A 21,565-nucleotide genomic window follows, 5' to 3' on the forward strand; every position below is an offset into this window, starting at 1 on the left:
TCTTAGGTTTCCATTAATGATTTGGATTTTATCATGAATGAACGGGTTTATCTTCCTCAAAGCCTTAATTTTTTTCATAAAAAAATTTAGTGAATGATGTTTCAGTACAATAGACGTAGAATATGCAGGGAGGATGCAAAGGGGGGGGATCAGACGGAACGGCAAGTGGAAAACGAAAAAACAGGGGGAACGCCGATGGAGGAAGAGTTTTCGGTTGATATGGTGGATATCCGGATTCTTTCTGATTTACGTACTTTACACCGCTTATTCCATATGGTCCTTCAGCCTGGTGACCCATAACGTGAAAGCTGATGCAGCGGTTGTCTTGGGGGCGGCTGTCGCCGGGGGGAAAGCCATCTCCCGTCCTTGAACGAAGGATTGACCACGCTTTGGAGCTGTACCGGAGCGGAGATGCGAAAAAACTGATATTTACCGGCGGAGCGAAAGACGTTGGAGAGATCAGCGAAGCCGAGGCTTCGAGGCGGTATGCGTTGGAACGAGGGGTTAAACCGGAAGACATTCTGATCGAGACCGTTTCGGAGATTACCGAGCAAAATCTTGCTAATGCAAAAGCTGCAGCCGAACGTGCGGGAGGCATTGAGACCTACCTGATCGTCAGCGATCCGCTTCATATGAAACGTGCAATGAGGATGGCCGAGGACTTGGGGATGAAGGCTTATTCTTCGCCCACTACCGCCAGCGCCTATCAAAGCCTGAAAACCAAGGTGCCGTTTCTGCTGAGGGAGATGTTTTTTTTACATCGGCTATCGGATGGCAGCCCCCTTCCGTTAATAAAAACCGCCCTGCTCATCAGCGAGCAGGGCGGTTTACGCTGCCGGGTTTATGTAACGGGCAGCTTGTTTCCGGCCATGAGCCGTTTCAGCGGCTCCTGTTTCCACCTCGGAATCCGAAGCACTTTGGCGGAGGGCGCTTTTTCGCCGAAATAAACGACTCCTTGTTCCACATCGGTCGCCTTGTCGACGTTCACGTAGCAGTTGCCGCCGACATTGTAAAATTTTTTGCCGGATAAAAGAGAACGGAGTTGCTCGGCAGACATTCTTTTCTTTATATTATAGTTTCTGCCGTGAAAGCTAACCAGGCCGTGGGTTCCGGTCTTAAAGAACAGAATGTCCGTTTCCACCACGAAGTCCTCATAAACGTTTCTGGATTCTGGTGCATACCTCATCATTCTGATTCCCCCTTATGTTATTACCAATTTGATGATAACGCTTTCATATTACCACGTTTTTACTGCTTCATTAAAGCATTTTTTTGTGATTTTGCATAAAAAAAACTCCCTCCCCCTTGAATATAGAGCATTTTTTTTGGATTCATCTACAAAAAACGCCGCGGTCCTTCGGGAAGGGCCACGGCGTCGTTTCGGATTTTTTTACGGCTTAGCCGGCGTTTCGGCTGCTTTCTCGTCTGCTTTGTCATCCTTTTTTTTCGAGGGTGTTCGTGATCTTCGCTTTGTCTTTCAACTCTTGGAGATAAGCGCCGGACTGCTCGCTTACTTTGGAGGAGACAAGCTGTTTGCGGATATCTTCTTTTTTTATCCTCGAAGGTAGGGTTCGTCGCTTCCTTGCGGTCCGTCACCTTGATGACATGGTAGCCGAAGGAGGACTTGACCGGCTCGCTGCTGATCTCGCCTTTTTTCAACTTGAATGCGGCTTCTTCAAAAGCGGGGTCCATTTTTCCCTTGGGGAAGAAATCGAGGTCTCCGCCGGTTTCCTTCGTGGCATCCTCGTTTTTCTCTTTGGCGATGGCCGCAAAGTCGGCACCGTCCTTAAGCTGTTTAATGATTTTTTCGGCTTCCTCTTTGGTATCCACGAGAATGTGGGAAGCCCGAACCTGTTCAGGCGTAGCAAAGCTGTCCTTGTACTGGTCATAGGTTTTTTTGATTTCGTCGTCGGTCACTTTAACCTTGTCGCCGAGCAGCTTCGTGATCTCCAGCTGCATTTTCGTCTGTTCCTTCAAGTTGTCCATGGTCATGCCGCTGGATGCGAGCGCATTGTTGAAATCGTCTTCGGAAGGGAACATTTTTTTTAACCGAGTCAATTTCTTCCGTCACTTGGGCGTCGGTTATTTTTATCGATTTTTTGCCCAGCTCCTGATTGATCAGCTCTTCCCTGATCAATCCGTCGAGCGTTTGCTCGCCGCCCGCTTTGACGAGTTCGTCATAGAGCTTGTCCTTGGTAATATCTACGTTGTTAACCGTCGCTACGGCTTCCTTGCCGGTGTCTTTCGCGAAAGGAGGGGCGATGAGTACGACGACCAAGGCAGCTGCAAGCAGCAGCGAAGCAACCATCCAGCCTTTGCCGCCGCCTCCGCCGGCTGATGCGGGATTGCTGCCGTTATGTCCCGGAGGAATGTCGGCTGCCGGTTCGGAGGGATCGGATGAGGCCATGTCGTCGACAGGGGTAAGCTCATCCCGATTCGAATTGATTTCGCGGTTGTCGTCTACATTGCCTTCTTCCGGAATGTCCGGCTGTCGATTATGCTCCCCGGATGCTGCGGGATCACTGGTTGTGTCCGGATTTTGCCCCGGGACTTGTCCCAATTCATCCTCAGGACGTCCGTTGTTGGTTGGCTGTACATCATTTTCCTTCATTAAATCATTGACTCCCTTCAACTGCTTATATTTAAGTGGTCATTTTCTTTTATCACTTTACCAGATAAGCATTCGGTTTACCTTAAGAAATGATAAAAAATATTTTTTGAATAATGTTCCGTCAACGTCAACATCATGCGATTGTCCCGTATGATAGACTTCCGTTTCGTTATTTCATATAATATAGCTAACCTAAAAACGTTTTTTTTGTTGATTAGCCCCCGGGAGATGCCTGGCGCATAAAGCGCCGCACATCCGGGGTTGTTGCATGTTAGAACGATAGATGATGCATAAGCTGGAAAGGATGATACCGCAATGAATCAGCAGCAAGGCAAAATCAAACTCACCTCATTTTCCTCCAAAGGAGGATGCGGCTGTAAAATAGGGCCTGCGGATCTGGCGCAAGTGATACGAACCTTGCCGCCTGCCGAACACGACCCGAATCTTCTCGTCGGTCTGGATACAAGCGATGATGCCGGCGTATACCGTTTGACAGATGATTTGGCTATCGTACAAACCGTGGACTTTTTCACCCCGATCGTGGACGATCCGTATTCTTTCGGACAAGTTGCCGCGGCAAACGCGATCAGCGATATTTATGCGATGGGCGGGAAACCTCTGACGGCTCTCAATATCGTGGCTTTTCCGATCTCGACGCTCGACAAATCGATCCTTTCCGATATTTTGCGCGGAGCGGGGGACAAGCTGAAGGAAGCGGGCGTTACTTTGGTCGGAGGACATTCCATCGATGACAAGGAACCGAAATTCGGTCTGGCCGTGACGGGGATTATACACCCCGACAGGGTGCGTACCAATGCGGGGGCGAAGCCGGGAGATGTCCTTATTCTCACCAAGCCGATCGGGGTGGGCATTTTGTCCAGCTCGATTAAAAAGGATCTTTTGACGGACGAGGAAATCGCCAAAGTCACGGCGGTGATGTCCCAGCTTAACAAGACCGCTGCGGAAATCATGGACAAATACACGGTTCATGCGTGCACGGACGTAACGGGCTTCGGTCTGATGGGCCATTCTCTTGAGATGGCCAAGGGCAGCGGGACCGGCATCGTCATTCAAAAGGACCAGGTGCCGGTTCTCCCCCGCGTACGTGAAATGGCGGACTCCGGCGTGATCCCGGGCGGCACCAAAAACAACCATGATCATGTCAGCGATTCGGTTCAGTTCCCGGAACAGATGGATCAGATCGACCGCTGGATTTTGTGCGATGCCGTCACTTCGGGGGGCCTGCTGATTTCGGTTGAAGGCGGCGAGGCCGGGCAACTGCTTCAGGAACTCCGCGATGCCGGCCTGGAAGCGGGAATGATCGGCCGCGTAACGGAAGAGCATCCCGGAAGAATTGTCGTTCAGTAGACAGCGGAGTCTCGTCCGGCAAGGATAAAGGAGCGTACGAAATGTTTCAAGACATCAGTGTTGAAGAACTGCTCAAGCAAAAGGAAAGCAAGAATATAACCCTGATCGATGTAAGGTCGCCCTCCGAGTACCGGGATTCCACCATTCCGGGAAGTCTTAATATTCCCGTGTTCAACGATGAGGAAAGAGCGGAAATCGGTACTCTGTATAAACAGGTCAGCGTGGAAGCGGCCAAAGACCGCGGCTTGGAAATCATGTCGGCCAAGCTGCCTTCCTTCGTAAAGCAATTTAAAGAGATAGACGGGGATAAAGCGGTCTTTTGCTGGAGGGGAGGCATGCGAAGCCGGACGGCGGCCACGGTACTTTCCCTGATGGATGTGCATGTCAGCCGGATTGAGGGAGGCATAAAGGCATACCGCAGGCTTGTCGTCGATGCGCTGGATAATACCCGGCTGGATATGGAAGCTTTCGTGCTGCACGGCTATACGGGAACCGGGAAGACGGCCGTTTTGCAGCAGCTGGAGCGGGAAGGGTATCCCGTTTTGGACCTGGAGGGTTTGTCGGGCCACCGCGGGTCGATCTTTGGGCATATCGGTCTACCGTCATATAATCAGAAGACGTTTGATTCCTTGTTTTTTGAAAAGTTAAAGAAAATGAAAGGATCGCCGTACGTACTGCTCGAAGCCGAGAGCAAACGGATCGGGAAAGTGGTGCTCCCCGATTTTTTAATGGAGAAAAAAGAAGCCGGTACCGCCATCATACTGGACATGCCCGTGGAACAGCGCGTGGAGCAAATCATGAAGGATTACCGGCCTTACGAGTTCAAGAACCAATGCATCGCGGCCTTCAACCGGATCAAGGATCGGATTCATACGCCGATCGCGGCAGAGATTTTACGCTGCTTGGATGAAGACCGATTCGCCGAGGCGGTCCGGCTTCTGCTGGTCCATTACTATGATCCGAAATATGATCACTCGGCCCGGTTGTACGGCGAGAACCAACAGATCGTTATTAAGGCAGGTACTCCGGCAGAGGCGGTTCGGGCCATAAAAGAATTATTGGGCCGCCGGTTCTAATATCGAAAGATCATGCATCTTTATCGGTTGATCACATATGAAGGGGGAAGATGGCGTGATTTTTTATGTCATCGTAATTGCTCTGATATTAATTGGCGGCATTTCGACCATGATGGTCGGATTATCCCAGGAGAACAGGAAGTCCAACCCGGATTACGGGCGAAAAACCAGGTCCAATATGGTCAGATTGGTGGCGTTTTATGTCGTCGCCCTTGCCGCTTTCGTTTTGGTTTGGGTGATATTCGATTGATGCCGCGTCATCTTGAGTGCTAACCTTCATAAATAAACAACAAGCAAGGGTGTCCCCGGGTCGCTTGGACCTTTAGGGACACCCTTGCTGTTTATGACGCATGTTTTCATGATAATAAGTGCATTTTTAAGAGAGAAGTATAAACTTCAGAGGTTTGCCATCCTTATCTCGCAAGAAAAACTTCCGCTAAATGCGGTCTGTCTTCTGAGAAAGTACGTCGATAGACGTCTTACCCCGGATGCTTTTCCACGGTGAATTGACCCGGTTCGGCCCGGAATGAGGTGCCGTCCGAGAAATGAACGGTTTGATCCGATTCCGTCATGTTGTAGACGACATAGGTTCTGCGGCCTTCCTTCTCAAATACGGCAAAAAATGGCGTGTCCGCCGTGATGGCCGGGTTCTGCGTGCCGAGAGAGGCGATATTGGAAATCCAATGATACGCATTGGCTTTGGAATTGCCCGGTTCGGGAACCATGGCGTCCGCTTGACGGTCGAATAAGGTCCCGGCTTCGTCCGGGTTTGACACAGCCCTGTACATATAGATCAGGTCTTCCCAAACTTCGAAGGAGGCACTGCCATTCTCCCTGACCAGCATGGAGTATTGCTGATCGGCAAAGGAAGGCTGGTGCGTCAGGTACAAGGAGGCACCCGTCACGGGGAGCCAGTTGACGGCAGCCGCCTCGATCGGGCGGGTTGTCCACCAGGTGGCATTTCCTGTCGTTTTTCCACCCCATACGATGCTTGCCGAGACGGGATTGAAATGTTTCCCGAGATTGGTTCCCTCCGTATCGAACCAATACTCCTTAATGGCGTTCATTTCGGTGGTGTAGAGGTAAATGCCGAGATCCCTTATTTTGGGGTCGGACACGGCCTCTCCCCACATAATTAAAGCCGACCAAGCGTTCATGACCTCGGAGGATGAACCGTTGTAATTGCCGTCCCCGAAGCGTCCGTGCCCCGATGACCAGGAATGGCCCGCAAACGGGTCGAAATGCCGAAGGAACGGAAACATGGAATCCCCCCGCTCCGGATTGGCGATATCCCGGATAAGCAAGTCGATCATCGGCCCGTAATGTTTCTCGTCTGCCCAGGTCTTATCGTTCCGCGCCAGCTCGGCAGCTGCCCGGATGAAATAGCCGTAATGAATATGATGGTCGTTCAGCTCGGCGTCCGTACCGTAGCTTGCCGGGTAGCCGATGAGCGTTCCCCAGGATTTATTGTAATAAAACAATTCCGAAAGGTTTAGGGTTCCGTCGGCATCGCTTGCCGTCAGCCAGTCTTCCAGCCTCGATTTGATTTCCCCGCGAAATTGAGCTGCGGCCTCATCATCTCCGGCCTGCTCCGCGATCGGTACCAGCGTAGCGAGCTTTCCAAGCCGTTTGCCGACCGAATAGGTATCCGGGGCACCGATATAATCTTCATCGCCGGCCTCCTCGATGTACTTCGCCAGTTTGGGGTCATAGGATCCAGAATCCGGCAGGGCTGGAAGCATGCCGGTGTATTTCATCCTGGTTTGAAAAGACGATCCTTCGCCGGTTTTCATGGTGCCGCGCACCGAGGAATAGGCATAGGGCAGCCGGGCATCCCCGGAGTGCTTCCACTGGTGCGGGTACAGGGCAAATATCGTTCCCTTTCGCGTACCTTCCATAACTTCCGTCTCGTATTCATAGGTCGTAACCACATCGCTGGTTTGGGAATCGTAGCTCCAGCTTACCTTCGTGTCCGTTACGTGGGAATATGCATATTGTTTGAACTTTTCCAGGGTTTCGGGACGGTTGTCCGGCAGCGCGGCGATAGAAAAGTATTGCTTTCCGTTTAAGGAGTTGATCAGCTTGTCCGTGCCGATCCCGCTCCATGTACTGCCGCTCGGGCCGTACAGTCCGTAGTGGGCTCCGTTTACGGTCAATCCCAGCACGGGACCGTTCCGGCCGCCATACCAAATCTCCGGCTTGCCGGTAAAAGTCAGGCTGGGATTGCCTCCCGAATAGGCGAAAAAAAACGTATGGGGATCCATGACCGTATGCAACCTTCATCGTTTTAGTCCCGTATGTATACTTGGCGTTCACGAACCAGTCGCTATAGCCGTCAACCCTGGCATCCGGAAAGGCGGATACGTCCGAATGTCCTGCGACAAAGTCGCCCGCTTCCGCCAGGGAGCCGGAAAGACTCGAATCGTCTGCGGCCATGCGCGGCCCCGGGTGATATATCCTTAATCCTTGTTCCTCGTTTTTTACGGCGAGCGGATGCGGATACTGCGCTTCGGAGTAAGGATCCCAGGCAAGGCTGCTCCACCACTTGCTTGAGGGAAGGGCCCCGGAAACGTTCGGGGTTGCATACATTGTCGGCTGTACTTCGGCAGCCCCCTGCGGCAAAACCGTGGAATACGTACCGGCTCCCGCTTTGATCTCTCCGTCAAAGGCCGCGACGGGCAGCGAGAACGTTATGCCTAAAGCTGCGCACAGGGCAGCTCCATACCAAAACTTGCGTTTCATGAAACAACCTCCAGCATCTTTGATTTGAAAAAAACGTTAATAATTCGGCATGATTTACGAAATTCTAAAGGATATTTGGGAAAAGCTGTACTTCGGTTCAGGAACATGATACTATCATATTTTCCGATTGCTTTAACACGTACAAAAGGAGTTACATCATGAACCGAACACGCCTATATCATAATACCCGGATATCGCGGCTTTGGATCAGTTCCTTGCTGTGTATTCTTGCTTTTGCCGGCATAGCTGCACTTGTTGCTGCAAACAAGGAGATAGGATTCGACATGGCTGTCATCACATGGATTCAGGGACTTGAAGGTCCCGTTTTAACGGAGGCTGCCAAAGGGTTTACTTTCGTCGGCTCCACGTCGGCCGTAATCGTCCTCTGTGCGGTTATTCTGTTGTTCCTTTACGTCGTGCTGCGGCACCGGCGGGAACTGCTCCTATTTATGTCGGTCTTGTTGGGAACAGAACTTTGGAATCTTTTGCTGAAACATTCCTTTAAGCGTGTAAGACCCGATATTCACCGTTTGATCGAGATCAGCGGGTATAGCTTTCCCAGCGGCCACTCCATGGCTGCATTTTCACTGTACGGTATATTGACCTACTTGCTGTGGCGGCATATTCCAAGCGCAGCGGGAAGAGTTCTGCTTCTTGCCGTGTCCGGCGCAATGATACTCTGTATCGGCCTAAGCCGGATTTATCTGGGGGTGCACTATCCGAGCGATGTCCTTGGCGGCTTCTTGGCAAGTTGTGCATGGATGCTTTTTGCCATCGGCATTTACGAGCTCCGGAACGGCCGAAGCGCATCATGAGGCATTCGTGAGGGTAAGTAATGCTTATACTGTGTGCCGGGTGCTTGCTAAACAGGCAACATATCCATTATACATGATATAGAGATAAGTAAGGAGGGCTGTCGATGGCCTTCGGTGCTAGAATGTTCAAAACAGGCTTGTCCGTAACGCTGGCACTTTATTTGACGATGCTGTTAGGCATAACCTCGCCGGTCGGTGCGGCGATCGCTGCGATTTTTGCCATGCAGCCATCGATATACCGTTCCTGGAGGTATTTCCTCGACCAGCTTCAAACGAGTACGCTCGGTGCGATCATAGCGATGCTGGGGGGATACTTTTTATCCAATCAGCCGATCGCGGTGGGCCTTGTGTGCATCGTCGTCATTATGATTTGCATCAAACTCAATATGGGCGAGACCATCGGTTTGACGCTGGTCACCGTCATCACGGTCATGGAGGCGTCCGGGCAGTGGGATTTTGCCATCAACCGGTTTTTCCTGACGTTGATCGGTATCGTTTCTGCCTTTCTGATTAATATACTCGTGTTTCCCCCGAAACCGAGGGAACAGTATTTTAAGCAGATCAACGATGTTTTCGGCAAGATGTCGCTTCTCCTGCGAACGGCCATCTCCCACGAAATCAAGGACGCCGTCTACCGGGATGAAATGAACAGTCTGGAAGGTAAAATCATATCGCTCGCCGACAAATACAACCTGTTTGAGGAAGAGCAGAAGAAGCTGAAAAGGGCGAAATACAGTCATTCCAGGCAGCTGGTCGTCTATAAGCATTTGCTGAGCTCGCTTCAAAAAGGCTACGAGGTGCTGGTTGCCGTGGAAAATCACTATTTTCAGGCCCAGCGGACGGAAGAGGTCGACCAGGAGTTTGATGCCAATCTGGAAAGGTTGATAAAATTCCATGAGCATATTTTATGGAAATTCGAAGACAAGCTGAAGCCTAATGAGGAAGAAGCCGAAAGCATGGCGGAACAGAACGAGGCTTTTATGGACGGCGTCATGAACGGGGCAGGATCGGCTGCCGGGGGGATTCCGGCTTTCCGTTGTTGCTGCGGCGATGTATGATTATGGGCATACGCTGGAGCGCCTTAACCGGGTGGCGGATCATATCGGCCGCATGGTGGAAGGGAAAGAGAACAGCAAAGGAATTTTGGCCTGGCTGAAAAAATAACAACCTGCACTTTATGTCGTGCAGGTTGTTATTTATCTTATAAAAACAAAAAAATCGGCTAGTTTCTCCGACTTTAGGGTAAACATATTGATTAATAAGTTATAGACTGATACAATAAGCCTTGGTCTGATTCCATAAAAGTGTTGCCGAGGCATATTAATACAATTATATTTTAACATGTGTTAAATGCGCTGTCAACCAGTAAATAAGGGGATGAAGAGATGGCTATCAGCGATCAGGATTGGAAGCAAGAACAGGCGCGCGTTGATGAGGTAACGGATAAAATCGGCATGAAAATTCAGCAGTTGGAAGCCGATGTCGGCAATGTACGCAGTGAAGTCATTGAAATGAGAAAGGATTTTTGGGACGAGGTAACGGTCAACTTCAGCAACCCGGACGACTTGGGAGAGACATCGACCAACCTTCGCCAGCAGTCCCAGGTACTTTCCGAAAGGGAAAGGTCACACCTTCAGTCCAGCAAGGCATTGAAGAAATATAAAAAGCTGGTGCTGTCCCCGTATTTCGGGCGGATTGATTTCCGGGAGGAAGGTGCAGACGAAAACGAGGCAATTTATCTGGGCATCGGGTCATTTATGGATGAGGCCATGGAGCATTTTCTTATTTATGATTGGCGTGCCCCGATTTCCAGCCTGTATTATGACGGGGCTCCCGGCGCGGCGGCCTATGAAACCCCATCGGGAACGGTTAAGGGCGAGATGAGCCTGAAGCGGCAGTTCGTTATCCGTGACAGGGTGATTGAGGTGCTGTTTGACACGGGCGTAACCATCGGCGACGAGCTGCTGCAGCAGGTGCTTAGCCACAGTGCCGACGACCGGATGAAAAATATCGTCGCCACGATCCAAAAGGAGCAGAATGCCGTCATCCGGAACGACAAAACGCGAATGCTGGTTGTCCAGGGAGCTGCCGGAAGCGGAAAAACCTCGGCGGCATTGCAGAGGGTAGCCTATCTTCTTTACAAATACAGGGAAGTTCTGCAGGCGGATCAAATGATTCTCTTCTCGCCGAACCCGCTTTTCAACAGCTATGTTTCGACGGTTCTGCCGGAGCTCGGCGAAGATAATATGCAGCAGACGACGTTCCAGTCATATCTGGAGCACCGCCTGGGCAAGGAGTTTGAGCTTGAGGATGTCTTTTCCCAAACAGAGACGCTTTTGAACGCGCCGGACACCCCGTCTAATCGGGCGCGAAGGGAAGGAATCACGTTTAAATCAAGCGTTCCGTACTTGAACGTCATCCGGGCTTATAAGGATCTTTTGGAGCGGGAAGGCATGATGTTTCGTCCGGTCGTTTTTCAAGGAAGGGTCATTATTAGCGGGGATGACATGAGCCGGCAGTTTTACGGCTACGATCCGGCTGTAAAGCTTGCCAATCGGCTTGATCTGATGAAGGAGTGGCTGCTGAAACGTTTATCCGAGTTTGCGCAGGAGGAAAGAAAGGCATCTTGGGTAGAAGATCAGATCGAGCTCCTGGATCAAGAAGATTACCAACGGGCTTTTCAGACCATGCGGCGAAAGCAAAACAAAAGGGAAGACAGCTTCAGCGATTTCGACACGGAAAAAGAGCTGCTATCGCGGATGGTGGTCAGCGACCGCCTCAAGCCCCTTCGCCGGTGGATCAAGCGTTACCGGTATGTGGACGTCAAAGGACTATACCGGAAGCTTTTTGCGGATGAAAGGTTGTTCAGAAGGCTGCTGGGCGGAGGAGCCGCACTGCCCGCTAGCTGGAGCGAAATATGCAGCCAGACTATGGAGAGAATAGAAAATAAGGAATTGGCCTATGAGGATGCCACGCCGTTTCTGTACTTGAAGGAGCTCCTTCAGGGCTTCCGCACCAATACGGCCATTCGCCACGTGATCGTGGACGAGGTGCAGGACTATTCGGCGTTCCAGTTGGAATTCTTGAAGCGGCTTTTTCCTAGGGCAAAAATGACCGTTCTCGGCGATTTGAATCAGGCCATCTACGCTCACGGGGAAGCGCTGGGGAACCTGAAGAATTTGGTCAGCCTGTACGGGGAGGAAGAGACGGAGGTTATCTCCCTTACCCGAAGCTACCGTTCCACCTACGAAATCGTGAACTTTACCCGGAAAATGATCCCCGGAGGAGAAGACATCGTTCCGTTTAACCGGCCTGGCGAAGAACCTCGCGTCACAGCCGCGATTAACGATGAGGAATTATGCCGGCTGGTGATCTCGGATATCGGTGAGCTTCAGGCCAAGGGGTATCATTACGTAGCCGTGATTTGCAAAACCGAAGAAGAGAGCCGCCGGGTTCAAAAGCAGCTCTCTACCGCCATCCAGTCCAGGCTCATTGCGAAAACGACCCCGGCCTTTGAGAAAGGCACGCTGGTCGTACCGGCTTACCTGGCCAAGGGCGTTGAGTTTGATGCCGTGATCATTTACAACGGTTCTGATGACGTGTATGGCAAGGAAAGCGAGCGAAAGCTGTTCTATACCGCTTGTACAAGAGCGATGCACGAGCTTCACATCTATCATACCGGAGAAAAAAGCAGGTTTTTGCCTTAATAGCAGGATGTAAACCCGTTCGTTCCAGGACGGGTTTTTTTATTTTCCGCATAGAGCGGTGAATGGGCAACGGCTCTATTCACTTTGTTGCGAATTTTGTCGAAATAAATACAGTACATAGAAATAATTCGACATTATCAGCCAGATTAAGGGGGATTTTAAAAAAAACATGAAAATCAAAACAAAAATGCTGCTCTCATCCGTCATCGTAGGAGCGGTAACAGCCGGTATGATTCTCACGGCGTTTATTTCTTCGAAGTCCACGGAAGAAAAATATATGTCGATCATCAAGGTGGATCAGCAGGTCGTTTATAATTTGTCGCAAATGCAGATGCTTTTGTCGGGAATGGCAAATGATGAGCGGGGTCTCCTCCTTTCCGGCGATCCGTCGTACCAGGACGCCTTGAAGGAGAAACAGGAATCTTTCGATCAAACTGCCGAGAAGACCCGGAAGCTTGTTGCCGATCCGAAGGACATCAAGGTGATGGATCAGATTAAAAGGGGCTATACCATTTACAACGATGCCGTAGACAAGGTATTAGCGGAAGCCGGTATGGGTCAGGGAGGGAAGCCCGCTCCGTATACTGTTTACGCCAAGTCTTTTGAGCAGGAACGGGAAATTCGCAAATCCTTTACGCCTCTCATCTCGGATTTCAAAACCCGAAAGGATCAAGAAATGGACAAACGCGCTTCCAAGATCGAGAAGAGCGGAAAGGTCCGAAACGATATTTTGCTCATGGTAGGGGCAGCCGCTATTCTTTATTACGTGATCCAGAGTCTGATGCTTCTTCGCTCGATCCGTCCTCTCGGGCAGATGGTGACACAGCTGTCGGCCATCGGGGAAGGCGGGGGCGATCTGGTATCCCGGTTGGATGTCCGCACCAAGGATGAAATCGGAGAGGTGGCGGATGCGTACAACAAACTCGTTGAAGGATTCCGCGAAATGGTGCTGCAGATTCAAGAGTCCGCTTATCAGGTATCTGATTCGACCGAGCAGTTAAAGTCGACCTCGAAGGAGATACGGGATGCTACGCGTCATACTTCTGAAATTATGGAAAATTTGGCCGCAGGGGTGGAAGCCCAGCTTATGGATACGGAAGCGGCATCAGCCGTCATCGGGGAAATGGCCGGCGGGATGAAGCAAATCGCCGCTGCCGCAAGCGAAACGGCCGAACTGTCGGGGAACACCAAGCGGCTTGCTTTGGAAGGGGAGCAGGCTGTCGTGCATACACTCCGGCAAATGGAGCAGATTCGGAACAGCGTGGACCAGTCGGCGCTGGCCGTTCAGGAATTGGGGAATCAAGCCGCTAACATTGGAGCCATGGGGGATATGATCAATGATCTGGCTGCACGCACGGGACTGCTCGCTTTGAATGCTTCCATTGAAGCGGCACGGGCTGGCGAGCACGGCAAAGGTTTTGCCGTCGTGGCTTCCGAGGTAAGGAAGCTGGCTGATCAATCTGCGGCGTCTTCCGTAGAAATCAGCCGCTTTGTTCAGCACATACAGAAGGATATTTCGGAGCTAGTCAGCGTTATGGAGATGGGGATTCAAACGGTTTCGGAAGGGATTTCGGTTGCCCAGGGCGCCGAAACCGCGTTTCAGGACATAGAGCAATCGATTGGGCTGCTTAACGAACAGATCAATGATGTCAGCAAGGCGACCGAACAGCTGAATCATGGTGCCGAAGGAATCGTGAATTCGGTCCAGAGGATCGCGGAAATTACCGTAACCACGGCCGGCGGCGCGCAAAGCGTCAGCGCAGCCTCCGAGGAGCAGCTGGCTTCCATGGAAGAGGTTGCGTCAACGGTCGAGACGTTAAACAGCATGTCAGCCCAGCTTAAAAACTTGATGTCCGGATTCAAAGTCCAGAAATAGGGGGAACTTCTATTTGCCATGAATATTACGGAAGAAAGAACCCACACTATAAAAAAGACACAAATGATGTTTAAGGTGGTCTTCTTATGGAAAAGAAGAAGTGGGATTTGGTTGCCCTTGCATCTATACCGCTCATTATGACATTGGGCAATTCCATGCTGATTCCCATTTTGCCGCAAATCGAGAGGGCTCTGGGAATCAGTTCGTTTTTGGTCAGCATGCTGATTACGGTGTACGCGATCGTGGCTATTCTGCTAATTCCGATTGCCGGTTATTTATCCGATCGGTACGGACGGAAGAAGATCATCATTCCGAGCTTAATCATTACCGTCGTTGGGAGCGGAATTTCCGCGGCAGCGGCTTGGCTAATGGACGGAACGGGGGCCTATGCCGTCATTCTTGGGGGGAGGTTTCTTCAAGGAATAGGAGCTGCCGGCGCTTTCCCGATCGTCATTCCGCTTGTCGGGGATATGTTTATGGATGAAGAAGAAGTAAGTAAAAGCCTGGGCATTATCGAAACATCGAATACGTTCGGCAAAGTTGTTAGCCCGATTTTGGGGGCTTTTTTAGGGAGTTTTGTATGGTTCGTCCCGTTTATGGCCATTCCGTTTTTTTTGTGCGATAGGCCTGCTGCTTGTCATTTTTTCTTGTGAAAACGCCTCGGCAAACGGATGAGGAGAATAAAGAATCGATCCGTGAATTTCTGAAGGCGACAAAAGAGGTTTTACGAGAAAAAGGACGGTGGGTGTACGCCGTTTTTGCGATCGGCGGCATCGCCATGTTCGGCGTGTTCGGAGTTCAGTTTTATTTATCGGAGACGCTGGAATCGACTTACGGGCTTACAGGAATCATCAAGGGGCTTGTTCTTGCGATCCCGCTGGCCGCGCTTTGCCTTGCTTCCTATGTGGCAGGTAAATTTTCCGGAAAGAACAAGGCGGTCATGAAATGGACGGGCTTTACCGGGATGATGCTGCTTACGGGCTCGCTGATCGTGATCGGCTTCAGCGAGCAGATATATTTCGTGATTGGCTTTATGAGCTTGGGAAGCATCGGCATTGGTCTGGTCCTGCCCAGCATGGATACCCTTCTTACGGAAGGGGTGGAGAAGAAACAGCGGGGCACGATTACTTCCTTGTACAGCAGCATGCGATTTATCGGCGTATCGCTGGGTCCTCCTGCGGTGTCGCTTTTACTTGGGGCTAGCCACGGGGTTCTTTTTTGGAACTTTGGCAGCGGTAGCGGCCGTAGGGGCGCTTTTAACCTTTTTTGCGGTCAAGCCGGAACAAAAGGGAGAAGATGAAGGAGGAGAGGGAGGCCTTCAGCGCGTGGAGTTTAAAAAAGCCGAACGGCTCCAAAATCAAAAAACTTTGCCCGAAAATAAGCGGTTCTTATGTAAAGGATGTTTTGGAAAGCCCTAGGCTGCTTTAAGAAGATGATCTCTGTATTGAACAGGGGTCATCTTTTTTTATTGAGTTGTTTCCCCGTCCGGACATTGACGTTCACCTCCCAATTACATTGATAAAGAAAAAGCACCCTATTTAAGAGACTTTTTTAAGTCTGCTCTACAGGGTACGTTATACAAAAAAGATAAGGTTTTTTGTTGTTTGTTTGCGGTTTTGAATTTACTTTTGGAAAAGCCCCAGTTTTACCAGAAAGTCACGGGCCACGATATCCTCGCGGTAACCTTCATCTACCAAGGCATTCATCTCCTGCATGTTCTCCTCATTGATTTTTCCCCCGAGCTCGTTAAGCGCGTCACGGATTTCCGGATATTTCTTCAACAGATCGCTCCGCACAACGGCTCCGGCATCATATGGAGGGAAGAAGCCCTTGTCATCCTCCAAGATCACAAGATTATTGACTTTAATTTGTCCGTCCGTCGTATAGGCACTGGCAACATCCAGGTCATTCTGGCCGATCAATCTGTATTTGATGCCCTGGTCCATGCCTTTCACCCGCTTGAAGTTCATGTTGTACAGCTCTTTGAGGCCGGGATACGTATCCGGGCGATCCGTAAATTCAAATTCTGCTCCAAGCTCAAGGCCTGCCGATACTTTGGCCAGGTCGCTGTATGTTTTGAGGTTGTATTTCTCCGCGGTTTCAGGCGTAACGGCAAGTGCATATGAGTTGCTGAATCCAAGAGGCTCAAGGAATTCCAGGCCATCTCCTCGGACAAGCTCCCTGGTTCGCTTGAGGGTTTCCTCTGCGCTGCCCGTTTCCTTTTGATAATAGTTAGCCACAATCGTACCCGTATAGTCCGGATAGAGCTGGATATCATTATTGAGCAGCGCTTTCCAAGTGACGCTGGAACCGCCGAGATTCAAGGTTCGTCTCACCGTAAGGCCGGTCCGGTCTTCAATCAGGTCTGCCATCATATGGGCCAGAATGATATTTTCCGTGAAGTTTTTGGAGCCGATGGTCAAATCGGCCGGCCCGCCGCTGCCGGGAGCGGACTGCTGTGCGCCGCAGCCGATGACGGAGATCGAAAACATGAACGCTACCGCAGCCAACAGCCATCGTTTCTTATTCATGGTTGTTCCTCCATCGCACGTTAAATTTTGAGCCCTCTCGGCGTCGTCCAGCGTTCCAGAAGTCCCAGCAGATAATCAAACAGCAGGGCCATCAAGGCTGCAGGCAGCGCCCCCAGCAGAATCAGCGCGTCGATGTTGCGCGTAATGCCAAGGAAAATGAAATCCCCAAGGCCTCCGGCACCGATGAAGGCGGCAAGCGTGGCGGTGCCGACATTAATAACGGTCGCCGTCCGGATTCCCGCCATAATGACGGACATGGCGAGCGGAAGCTGAACGCGGAGCAGGATTTGCGCCTGGGTCATTCCCATTCCCCGCGCGGCTTCGATGATGGCGGGATCGACATCCTTGATTCCCGTATACGTATTTCGGATGATCGGAAGGAGGGAATATAGGAATAACGCGGCCACGGCCGTTTTCATACCTATGCCGAGCAGCGGGATCATAAAGCCCAACAGAGCAAGGCTCGGTACCGTTTGAAGAATGCTGGCGCCGCCGATGATCCAGGATTTCAAGAAATTGAACCGGGTCACCAGGATGCCGGCGGGGATGCCGATCAGGATCGCCAAGGCCATGGACAAGAGGACGAGCTGGATATGCTCGCCGGTGGAGGCCAGAAGCTCGCCCCAACGAAGCGAGAACTGGCGCCCAATTTGTTCCCAGATGGTTGAATTCATTCTTCATCCCCCTTTCCGGCCCAGTGGCTTGCAAATGTCGAAATCAACGTTCCGCGTGTAACGACCCCTTTCAGCCGCTGGCGGCTGTCAATCACCGGTATGATGCCGAAAGGGGCATCATTGACGGCGATCAGAGCGTCTTTTGCCGTTGCCGTTTCCGGAAGGGCGGATTGAATCGGCTTCATGATTTCCTCCACCTTGGATACGGTATCGATATTGGCTTGAAGCTCGTACCCGGATACCAGCCCGAGCAGTACATTATGCTCGTTCACCACAAGCAGCGTATCCGTTTTGCGGTGCCTCATGTAGGTCATGGCACGCAGCGGCGAACGATGGGATAGGACCGTTGCCGGATTATCCCTCATCACCTCCGTGACGGGGATGAAGGCCGGGTTCTGGTAGACCCGGTTTTTGCCGATAAATTCCTCCACAAAGCCGTGGGCCGGCTCGCGGAGCAGTTTTTCGGGGGAATCCAGCTGAAGCATCGTTCCCGCTTTCATCACGGCAATCCGGTCTCCCATCTTCAGCGCCTCATCCATATCGTGCGTGACAAAGACAACCGTCTTTTTTGAGGTCCTGCTGCAGTTTGAGCACTTCATCCTGAAGCTGTTCCCGCGTAATCGGATCCAGGGCCCCGAAAGGCTCGTCCATCAGAATGACTTCGGGATCCGCGGCAAGCGCTCTGGCGACGCCAACGCGCTGCTGCTGTCCGCCCGATAGCTCCTTTGGATAACGGGCAGCATACACTTCCGGATCCAGTCCGACCAAATCAAGCAGCTCGTATACGCGGCGTTTCTTTTTGGCTTTGTCCCAGCCTTTCAAATCAGGCAATAATCCGACGTTTTGCTCAAGCGTATAGTGCGGGAACAGTCCCGTCTGCTGAATGACATAACCGATGCTGCGCCGGAGCTCGACGATATCCGTCTTCTTGATATCCTTGCCGTTGATCGTAATCTGGCCCCCCGTGTGGGGGATCAGACGGTTGATCATTTTCATCGTCGTCGTTTTACCGCATCCGCTCGGCCCGATGAGAACAAGAAATTCGCCGCGCTGAATTTCGAAATTCAGATTTTTCACGGCTTCAAAGCCGTCGGGATACGTTTTGCTGACATTTTCAAATTTGATCATAGACACCCTCCCCCTGCTGCTTTAGCAGGTGCTGTTATGCATGGCGGAAGACTCGCCTGAAATGAGGAAAGTCTTCAGCATGTGCCGAAGACAGTTAGTTACCGTATTCTTTCATTGTCCTAAACGTACCGGTTTGAAACATTTTTACCGTCAGTTTGTCTCAGGGAAGGGGTTTTTATGCACCGGAACCGAATGATTCCGGCGCTGGCGGGAGGGGTTAGGAGAAACGCTCCGAGGATGGGGATAACGCTTCGTTCTTTTTAGGGAACAACCGTTTCAGAAGGTAAATGCCGTAAATCAGAATGAAAAGAATCATGGCTCCGGCGGAATAACGGTACATGACCGTATAATTGGCGAAGCGGGCGATCGCGCCAAGTGCCATGGATCCGATGGCGACGCCGAAGTCGAGCGAATTCAAAAAGGTGCCGTTCGCCGTCCCCCGCTGCCTTGGCGGTACCGCTGGATCATCCACGTCTGGAGGGAAGGCTGCATCGCTCCGAAACCGATGCCATAGAACGAGGCGGCGAGTAGAAGTCCCCCGGTGGACGAAGCAAACGTCAACGCCATAAGGCCGATAAGCATAAACGCCGCCGCCGGGATCAGCAGAGCCTTGTGGCCGTACCGGTCGTATATTTTTCCGGATACCGGGCGGATCAGGATGATGGCCAGCGCGTTAAACAAGAAAAAGTACTGGGGACTCTCAAGTCCGGCTTCCTTGCCGAACAGGGCCAGAAAGCTCAGCAAGCCGCCGTAAGTAATGGAGGTCAGGAAGTTTAGCACGCCGGGAAGCAGGAGCCGGCGGAATAAGGACGTTTTGGCCTCTTCAGGGACGGATTCGGCCACCGGCTCTCTGTGATCTTTCGGCGTGCGGGAGGTTAAAAGAAAAGCCAGCGGGAAAATAAGCACGTTAACAGCCGCCGTAATCATCACGAGCGGCGTGAATCCTCCTTTCTGCAGCAACGACAGTCCGATCATCGGCCCGATGGACATGGCCAGCGTGGTGGATAAACCGAAGTACCCCATGCCTTCTCCCAGGCGTTTGGGCGGAAGCACGTCCGAAGCCATGGTCGGGAAAGAGGTGCTGGTCATTCCGAAACCGATGCCGAAAAGGATCCGCATCAGGAGTAAAAACGTTATCCCGGTCGCCCAGTAATATCCCAAGGTGGCAAGGAGGGAGACGATCAGGCCGATATAAAGCAGCTGCCGCCGCTTGCCCTTTTCCAGAGCCTTGCTGGAGAACAAGCGGGCAAGGATCGCACTGAAGGCGAACAGGCTTGTAATGAGGCTGACCTGAAGCGGGCTGGCCTGGAAGGCTTCTTTGGCATAGGCGGGCAGTGTGGTCAAAAGCATTTGCAGAGTCAGAAACAAAAACAGGTTGCTGAGCATCAAGGTGATAAATTCTTTGGTCCATAGCTTATTCGTTACATTGTTCATGAGTTCATTTCTCCCGGTATGGTTAGTTTCGTTCGATGTTAGCGTTCATGCGAGAGATGATGTCCCAAAAAATTTCCATTTCTTTTGGATCGATGCCCTCGGTGATAAGACGTCCGCATTCCTTTTCGATTTCGCTGGTCGATGCCAAAAGCTCGTGGCCGGCTTCGGTCATGCGCAGCAGAAAAGCCCTTCTGTCGTTAGGCGAGATTTCTCTCCTGATAAGGCCCTTTTTCTCAAGCAGATCAAGAATTCGGGTTGTCGTCGGCTGGTCTTTGTCCGCCCTCGCGGCCACTTCCTTCTGCTTCAATCCTTCGTTTTCGGAGATTCGGCTCAGCATCGACCATTGCTCCGGGGTGATATCAAAAGATTTTAATTTATTCGCAAACAGGTTCGAAGCGCGGCGGTAAGTGCACCCGAGCCGAAAACCGACGGAGTCCGAGAAGAGATGTTTTTTCAAGAAAATCACCGCTTTCATTTCATTTTCAAAAATAGTTGTCTAAACAATAATATGTTAAACATGTTATATTCGTCAACGTTTTGCCACATGCTGCGGTGTCCCTGAAACCCTAGAAGTGAGAAACTTCCTAGTCTCCATCGGCGGCTCTTTGTATACTTTTTTAATCTTAATCGAGCAGAGGAGAATGGAGCATGGGGGAGAGCAGCCGCAAATCGGGGAAGTCTCGGGAGGCTACTCAACGGTCCAAGAAAGCACAGACGGCAGGACGCAAGAGAATGGTTAACGGTAGCATGTGGTTTGTTCTTTTGGCGGTAGCGCTAGTTGCCGCGTTATTCATCTTAAAAGAGCAGACCGGCGGAGAAGCCGAAATGGCCTATCCCGATCTGGAACAGGTAGAATCGGGGCAAGCACCGGAAGGGTTTGACGAAGAGAACCAGCCTGTATTGGGAAACGCATCCGCTCCCTTCCAAATCGTCGTATTTTCCGATTACAAGTGTCCTTACTGCAAGCTGTGGATGGAGGAGGTACTGCCTGAAATCAAGGAGGCGTACATCGACCAGGGCAAAGCAAGGTTGGTCTACGTCGACATGGCTTTTCTGGCACGGGATTCCGTTCTGGCCGCTCTGGCAGGGGAAACCTTGTACCAAATGGATCCGGCATATTTCTGGAAATATCACGGTCTGATGACGGAGCGTCAGGGAGATAAGGGCACCGAGTGGGCCACATACGCTTTCATTACCGAGCTTGTTGAAAAGGAAATGCCCGAAGTCCCGTTTGATCGTTTCAAGGAGGATTTCAAAAGAGAGAAGTATATCAAAAATATCAAACGCGATCTGGACATCGCCGATAAACACGGAGTGCAGGGAGTTCCGACGGTGTTTATCAACGGCGTAAAATTCGAGGATCCGACGTTTGATGAAGTCCGCAAATATATTGAAGAAAATAGCTGAAGCGAAAAGCATGATCGTAATCGTAATACAGGGGCATCTCTCGGATCCACAAGATTCGAGGGGCGCCCTTTTTTTGTTCAGGCGATGGTTGAACCCGATATGTAAAAATTTTATCGTTCTATGCGGGAAGGATACAGGGTTTAACATGACGCGTGTGGAATATGGATGAGGAGAGGAATGAATCGGCAGACCATCT

The 21,565-nt window shown here is 51.2% G+C and carries 14 protein-coding genes and 5 pseudogenes; 10 read left to right on the top strand and 9 right to left on the bottom strand.

Translation table 11 applies throughout. The features are described 5' to 3' along the window. The first annotated feature begins 133 nt into the window (after positions 1–133). Positions 134–792 (top strand): annotated as a pseudogene (locus XI25_RS06375) (YdcF family protein). A gap of 49 nt (positions 793–841) precedes the next feature. On the opposite strand, the gene XI25_RS36730 reads toward XI25_RS06375, so the two are convergent. From XI25_RS36730 to XI25_RS34180, 3 genes are all read right to left on the bottom strand, one after another. Beyond that, a complete protein-coding gene (locus tag XI25_RS36730) occupies positions 842–1,189 on the bottom strand; it encodes a hypothetical protein (RefSeq protein ID WP_082112236.1) in 348 nt (115 codons plus the stop codon). A 146-nt stretch (positions 1,190–1,335) separates the two neighbouring features. Beyond that, on the bottom strand, positions 1,336–1,992 hold the full coding sequence (locus tag XI25_RS34175; protein ID WP_327204739.1) for a peptidylprolyl isomerase: 657 nt from the start codon (positions 1,990–1,992) through the stop codon (positions 1,336–1,338). After that, entirely contained in the window at positions 1,919–2,611 is a 693-nt protein-coding gene (locus tag XI25_RS34180; protein ID WP_235439693.1) for a SurA N-terminal domain-containing protein, read from the bottom strand. Before XI25_RS34180 ends, XI25_RS34175 begins: the two co-directional genes overlap by 74 nt. A 315-nt stretch (positions 2,612–2,926) precedes the next feature. On the opposite strand from XI25_RS34180, the gene selD reads away from it, so the two are divergent. From selD to XI25_RS06395, 3 genes are read left to right on the top strand one after another with little or no spacing between them, the layout of a single operon-like run. After that, the gene (gene selD / locus XI25_RS06385; protein ID WP_046677880.1) at positions 2,927–3,979 is read left to right on the top strand and encodes a selenide, water dikinase SelD; all 1,053 of its coding nucleotides are present in this window, start codon (positions 2,927–2,929) and stop codon (positions 3,977–3,979) included. Between the two features lie 41 nt (positions 3,980–4,020). Beyond that, a complete protein-coding gene (gene mnmH, locus XI25_RS06390; protein WP_046677881.1) occupies positions 4,021–5,055 on the top strand; it encodes a tRNA 2-selenouridine(34) synthase MnmH in 1,035 nt (344 codons plus the stop codon). 55 nt (positions 5,056–5,110) lie between these two features. Next, positions 5,111–5,305, top strand: coding sequence for a hypothetical protein (locus tag XI25_RS06395; protein ID WP_046677882.1), 195 nt, complete (start codon positions 5,111–5,113; stop codon positions 5,303–5,305). A gap of 229 nt (positions 5,306–5,534) precedes the next feature. Here the strand turns inward: XI25_RS06395 and XI25_RS06400 are convergent, their stop codons facing one another. Then, positions 5,535–7,319, bottom strand: coding sequence for a glycosyl hydrolase (locus tag XI25_RS06400; RefSeq protein ID WP_052759472.1), 1,785 nt, complete (start codon positions 7,317–7,319; stop codon positions 5,535–5,537). A 636-nt stretch (positions 7,320–7,955) separates the two neighbouring features. Here XI25_RS06400 and XI25_RS06405 point away from each other — a divergent pair. The 5 genes and pseudogenes from XI25_RS06405 to XI25_RS36735 all read left to right on the top strand — a co-directional run bounded on the left by XI25_RS06405 (position 7,956) and on the right by XI25_RS36735 (position 15,613). Continuing rightward, on the top strand, positions 7,956–8,612 hold the full coding sequence (locus XI25_RS06405) for a phosphatase PAP2 family protein (RefSeq protein WP_046677883.1): 657 nt from the start codon (positions 7,956–7,958) through the stop codon (positions 8,610–8,612). Between the two features lie 104 nt (positions 8,613–8,716). Further along, positions 8,717–9,776, top strand: a pseudogene (locus tag XI25_RS06410) (FUSC family protein). A gap of 221 nt (positions 9,777–9,997) precedes the next feature. After that, entirely contained in the window at positions 9,998–12,319 is a 2,322-nt protein-coding gene (gene helD / locus XI25_RS06415) for an RNA polymerase recycling motor HelD (protein WP_046677884.1), read from the top strand. 169 nt (positions 12,320–12,488) lie between these two features. After that, complete coding sequence (locus tag XI25_RS06420; RefSeq protein WP_046677885.1) at positions 12,489–14,195, top strand: methyl-accepting chemotaxis protein; 1,707 nt, start codon at positions 12,489–12,491, stop codon at positions 14,193–14,195. A gap of 86 nt (positions 14,196–14,281) precedes the next feature. Continuing rightward, positions 14,282–15,613, top strand: a pseudogene (locus XI25_RS36735) (MFS transporter). Positions 15,614–15,817: 204 nt separating this feature from the next. Here XI25_RS36735 and XI25_RS06430 read toward each other — a convergent pair. From XI25_RS06430 to XI25_RS06450, 5 genes and pseudogenes are all read right to left on the bottom strand, one after another. Beyond that, a complete protein-coding gene (locus XI25_RS06430; protein ID WP_046677886.1) occupies positions 15,818–16,726 on the bottom strand; it encodes a glycine betaine ABC transporter substrate-binding protein in 909 nt (302 codons plus the stop codon). Positions 16,727–16,746: 20 nt separating this feature from the next. Then, positions 16,747–17,400, bottom strand: coding sequence for an ABC transporter permease (locus XI25_RS06435; RefSeq protein WP_046677887.1), 654 nt, complete (start codon positions 17,398–17,400; stop codon positions 16,747–16,749). Next, positions 17,397–18,528 (bottom strand): annotated as a pseudogene (locus tag XI25_RS06440) (ABC transporter ATP-binding protein). The gene XI25_RS06435 and the pseudogene XI25_RS06440 overlap by 4 nt, the downstream one beginning before the upstream one ends. Positions 18,529–18,745: 217 nt before the next feature. Next, positions 18,746–19,962, bottom strand: a pseudogene (locus tag XI25_RS06445) (MFS transporter). A gap of 22 nt (positions 19,963–19,984) precedes the next feature. Continuing rightward, positions 19,985–20,419 (bottom strand): MarR family winged helix-turn-helix transcriptional regulator, encoded by a 435-nt coding sequence (locus tag XI25_RS06450; protein WP_235439694.1) that lies wholly within the window; start codon positions 20,417–20,419, stop codon positions 19,985–19,987. Between the two features lie 191 nt (positions 20,420–20,610). Here XI25_RS06450 and XI25_RS06455 point away from each other — a divergent pair, with 191 nt between their 5' ends. Further along, complete coding sequence (locus XI25_RS06455; RefSeq protein ID WP_052759474.1) at positions 20,611–21,369, top strand: DsbA family protein; 759 nt, start codon at positions 20,611–20,613, stop codon at positions 21,367–21,369. Positions 21,370–21,565 lie beyond the last annotated feature (196 nt).

Source organism: Paenibacillus sp. DMB20 (assembly GCF_000987955.1).
Lineage (GTDB): Bacteria > Bacillota > Bacilli > Paenibacillales > Paenibacillaceae > Paenibacillus_AQ.

Excerpts from the sequence above, each read along its gene's own strand:
- XI25_RS36730 (WP_082112236.1), bottom strand. The coding sequence starts at position 1,189 with ATGATGAGGTATGCACCAGAATCCAGAAACGTTTATGAGGACTTCGTG.
- XI25_RS34175 (WP_327204739.1), bottom strand. The coding sequence starts at position 1,992 with ATGACCATGGACAACTTGAAGGAACAGACGAAAATGCAGCTGGAGATC.
- XI25_RS34180 (WP_235439693.1), bottom strand. The coding sequence starts at position 2,611 with ATGAAGGAAAATGATGTACAGCCAACCAACAACGGACGTCCTGAGGAT.
- selD (WP_046677880.1), top strand. The coding sequence starts at position 2,927 with ATGAATCAGCAGCAAGGCAAAATCAAACTCACCTCATTTTCCTCCAAA.
- mnmH (WP_046677881.1), top strand. The coding sequence starts at position 4,021 with ATGTTTCAAGACATCAGTGTTGAAGAACTGCTCAAGCAAAAGGAAAGC.
- XI25_RS06400 (WP_052759472.1), bottom strand. The coding sequence starts at position 7,319 with ATGGATCCCCATACGTTTTTTTTCGCCTATTCGGGAGGCAATCCCAGC.
- XI25_RS06405 (WP_046677883.1), top strand. The coding sequence starts at position 7,956 with ATGAACCGAACACGCCTATATCATAATACCCGGATATCGCGGCTTTGG.
- helD (WP_046677884.1), top strand. The coding sequence starts at position 9,998 with ATGGCTATCAGCGATCAGGATTGGAAGCAAGAACAGGCGCGCGTTGAT.
- XI25_RS06420 (WP_046677885.1), top strand. The coding sequence starts at position 12,489 with ATGAAAATCAAAACAAAAATGCTGCTCTCATCCGTCATCGTAGGAGCG.
- XI25_RS06430 (WP_046677886.1), bottom strand. The coding sequence starts at position 16,726 with ATGAATAAGAAACGATGGCTGTTGGCTGCGGTAGCGTTCATGTTTTCG.
- XI25_RS06435 (WP_046677887.1), bottom strand. The coding sequence starts at position 17,400 with ATGAATTCAACCATCTGGGAACAAATTGGGCGCCAGTTCTCGCTTCGT.
- XI25_RS06455 (WP_052759474.1), top strand. The coding sequence starts at position 20,611 with ATGGGGGAGAGCAGCCGCAAATCGGGGAAGTCTCGGGAGGCTACTCAA.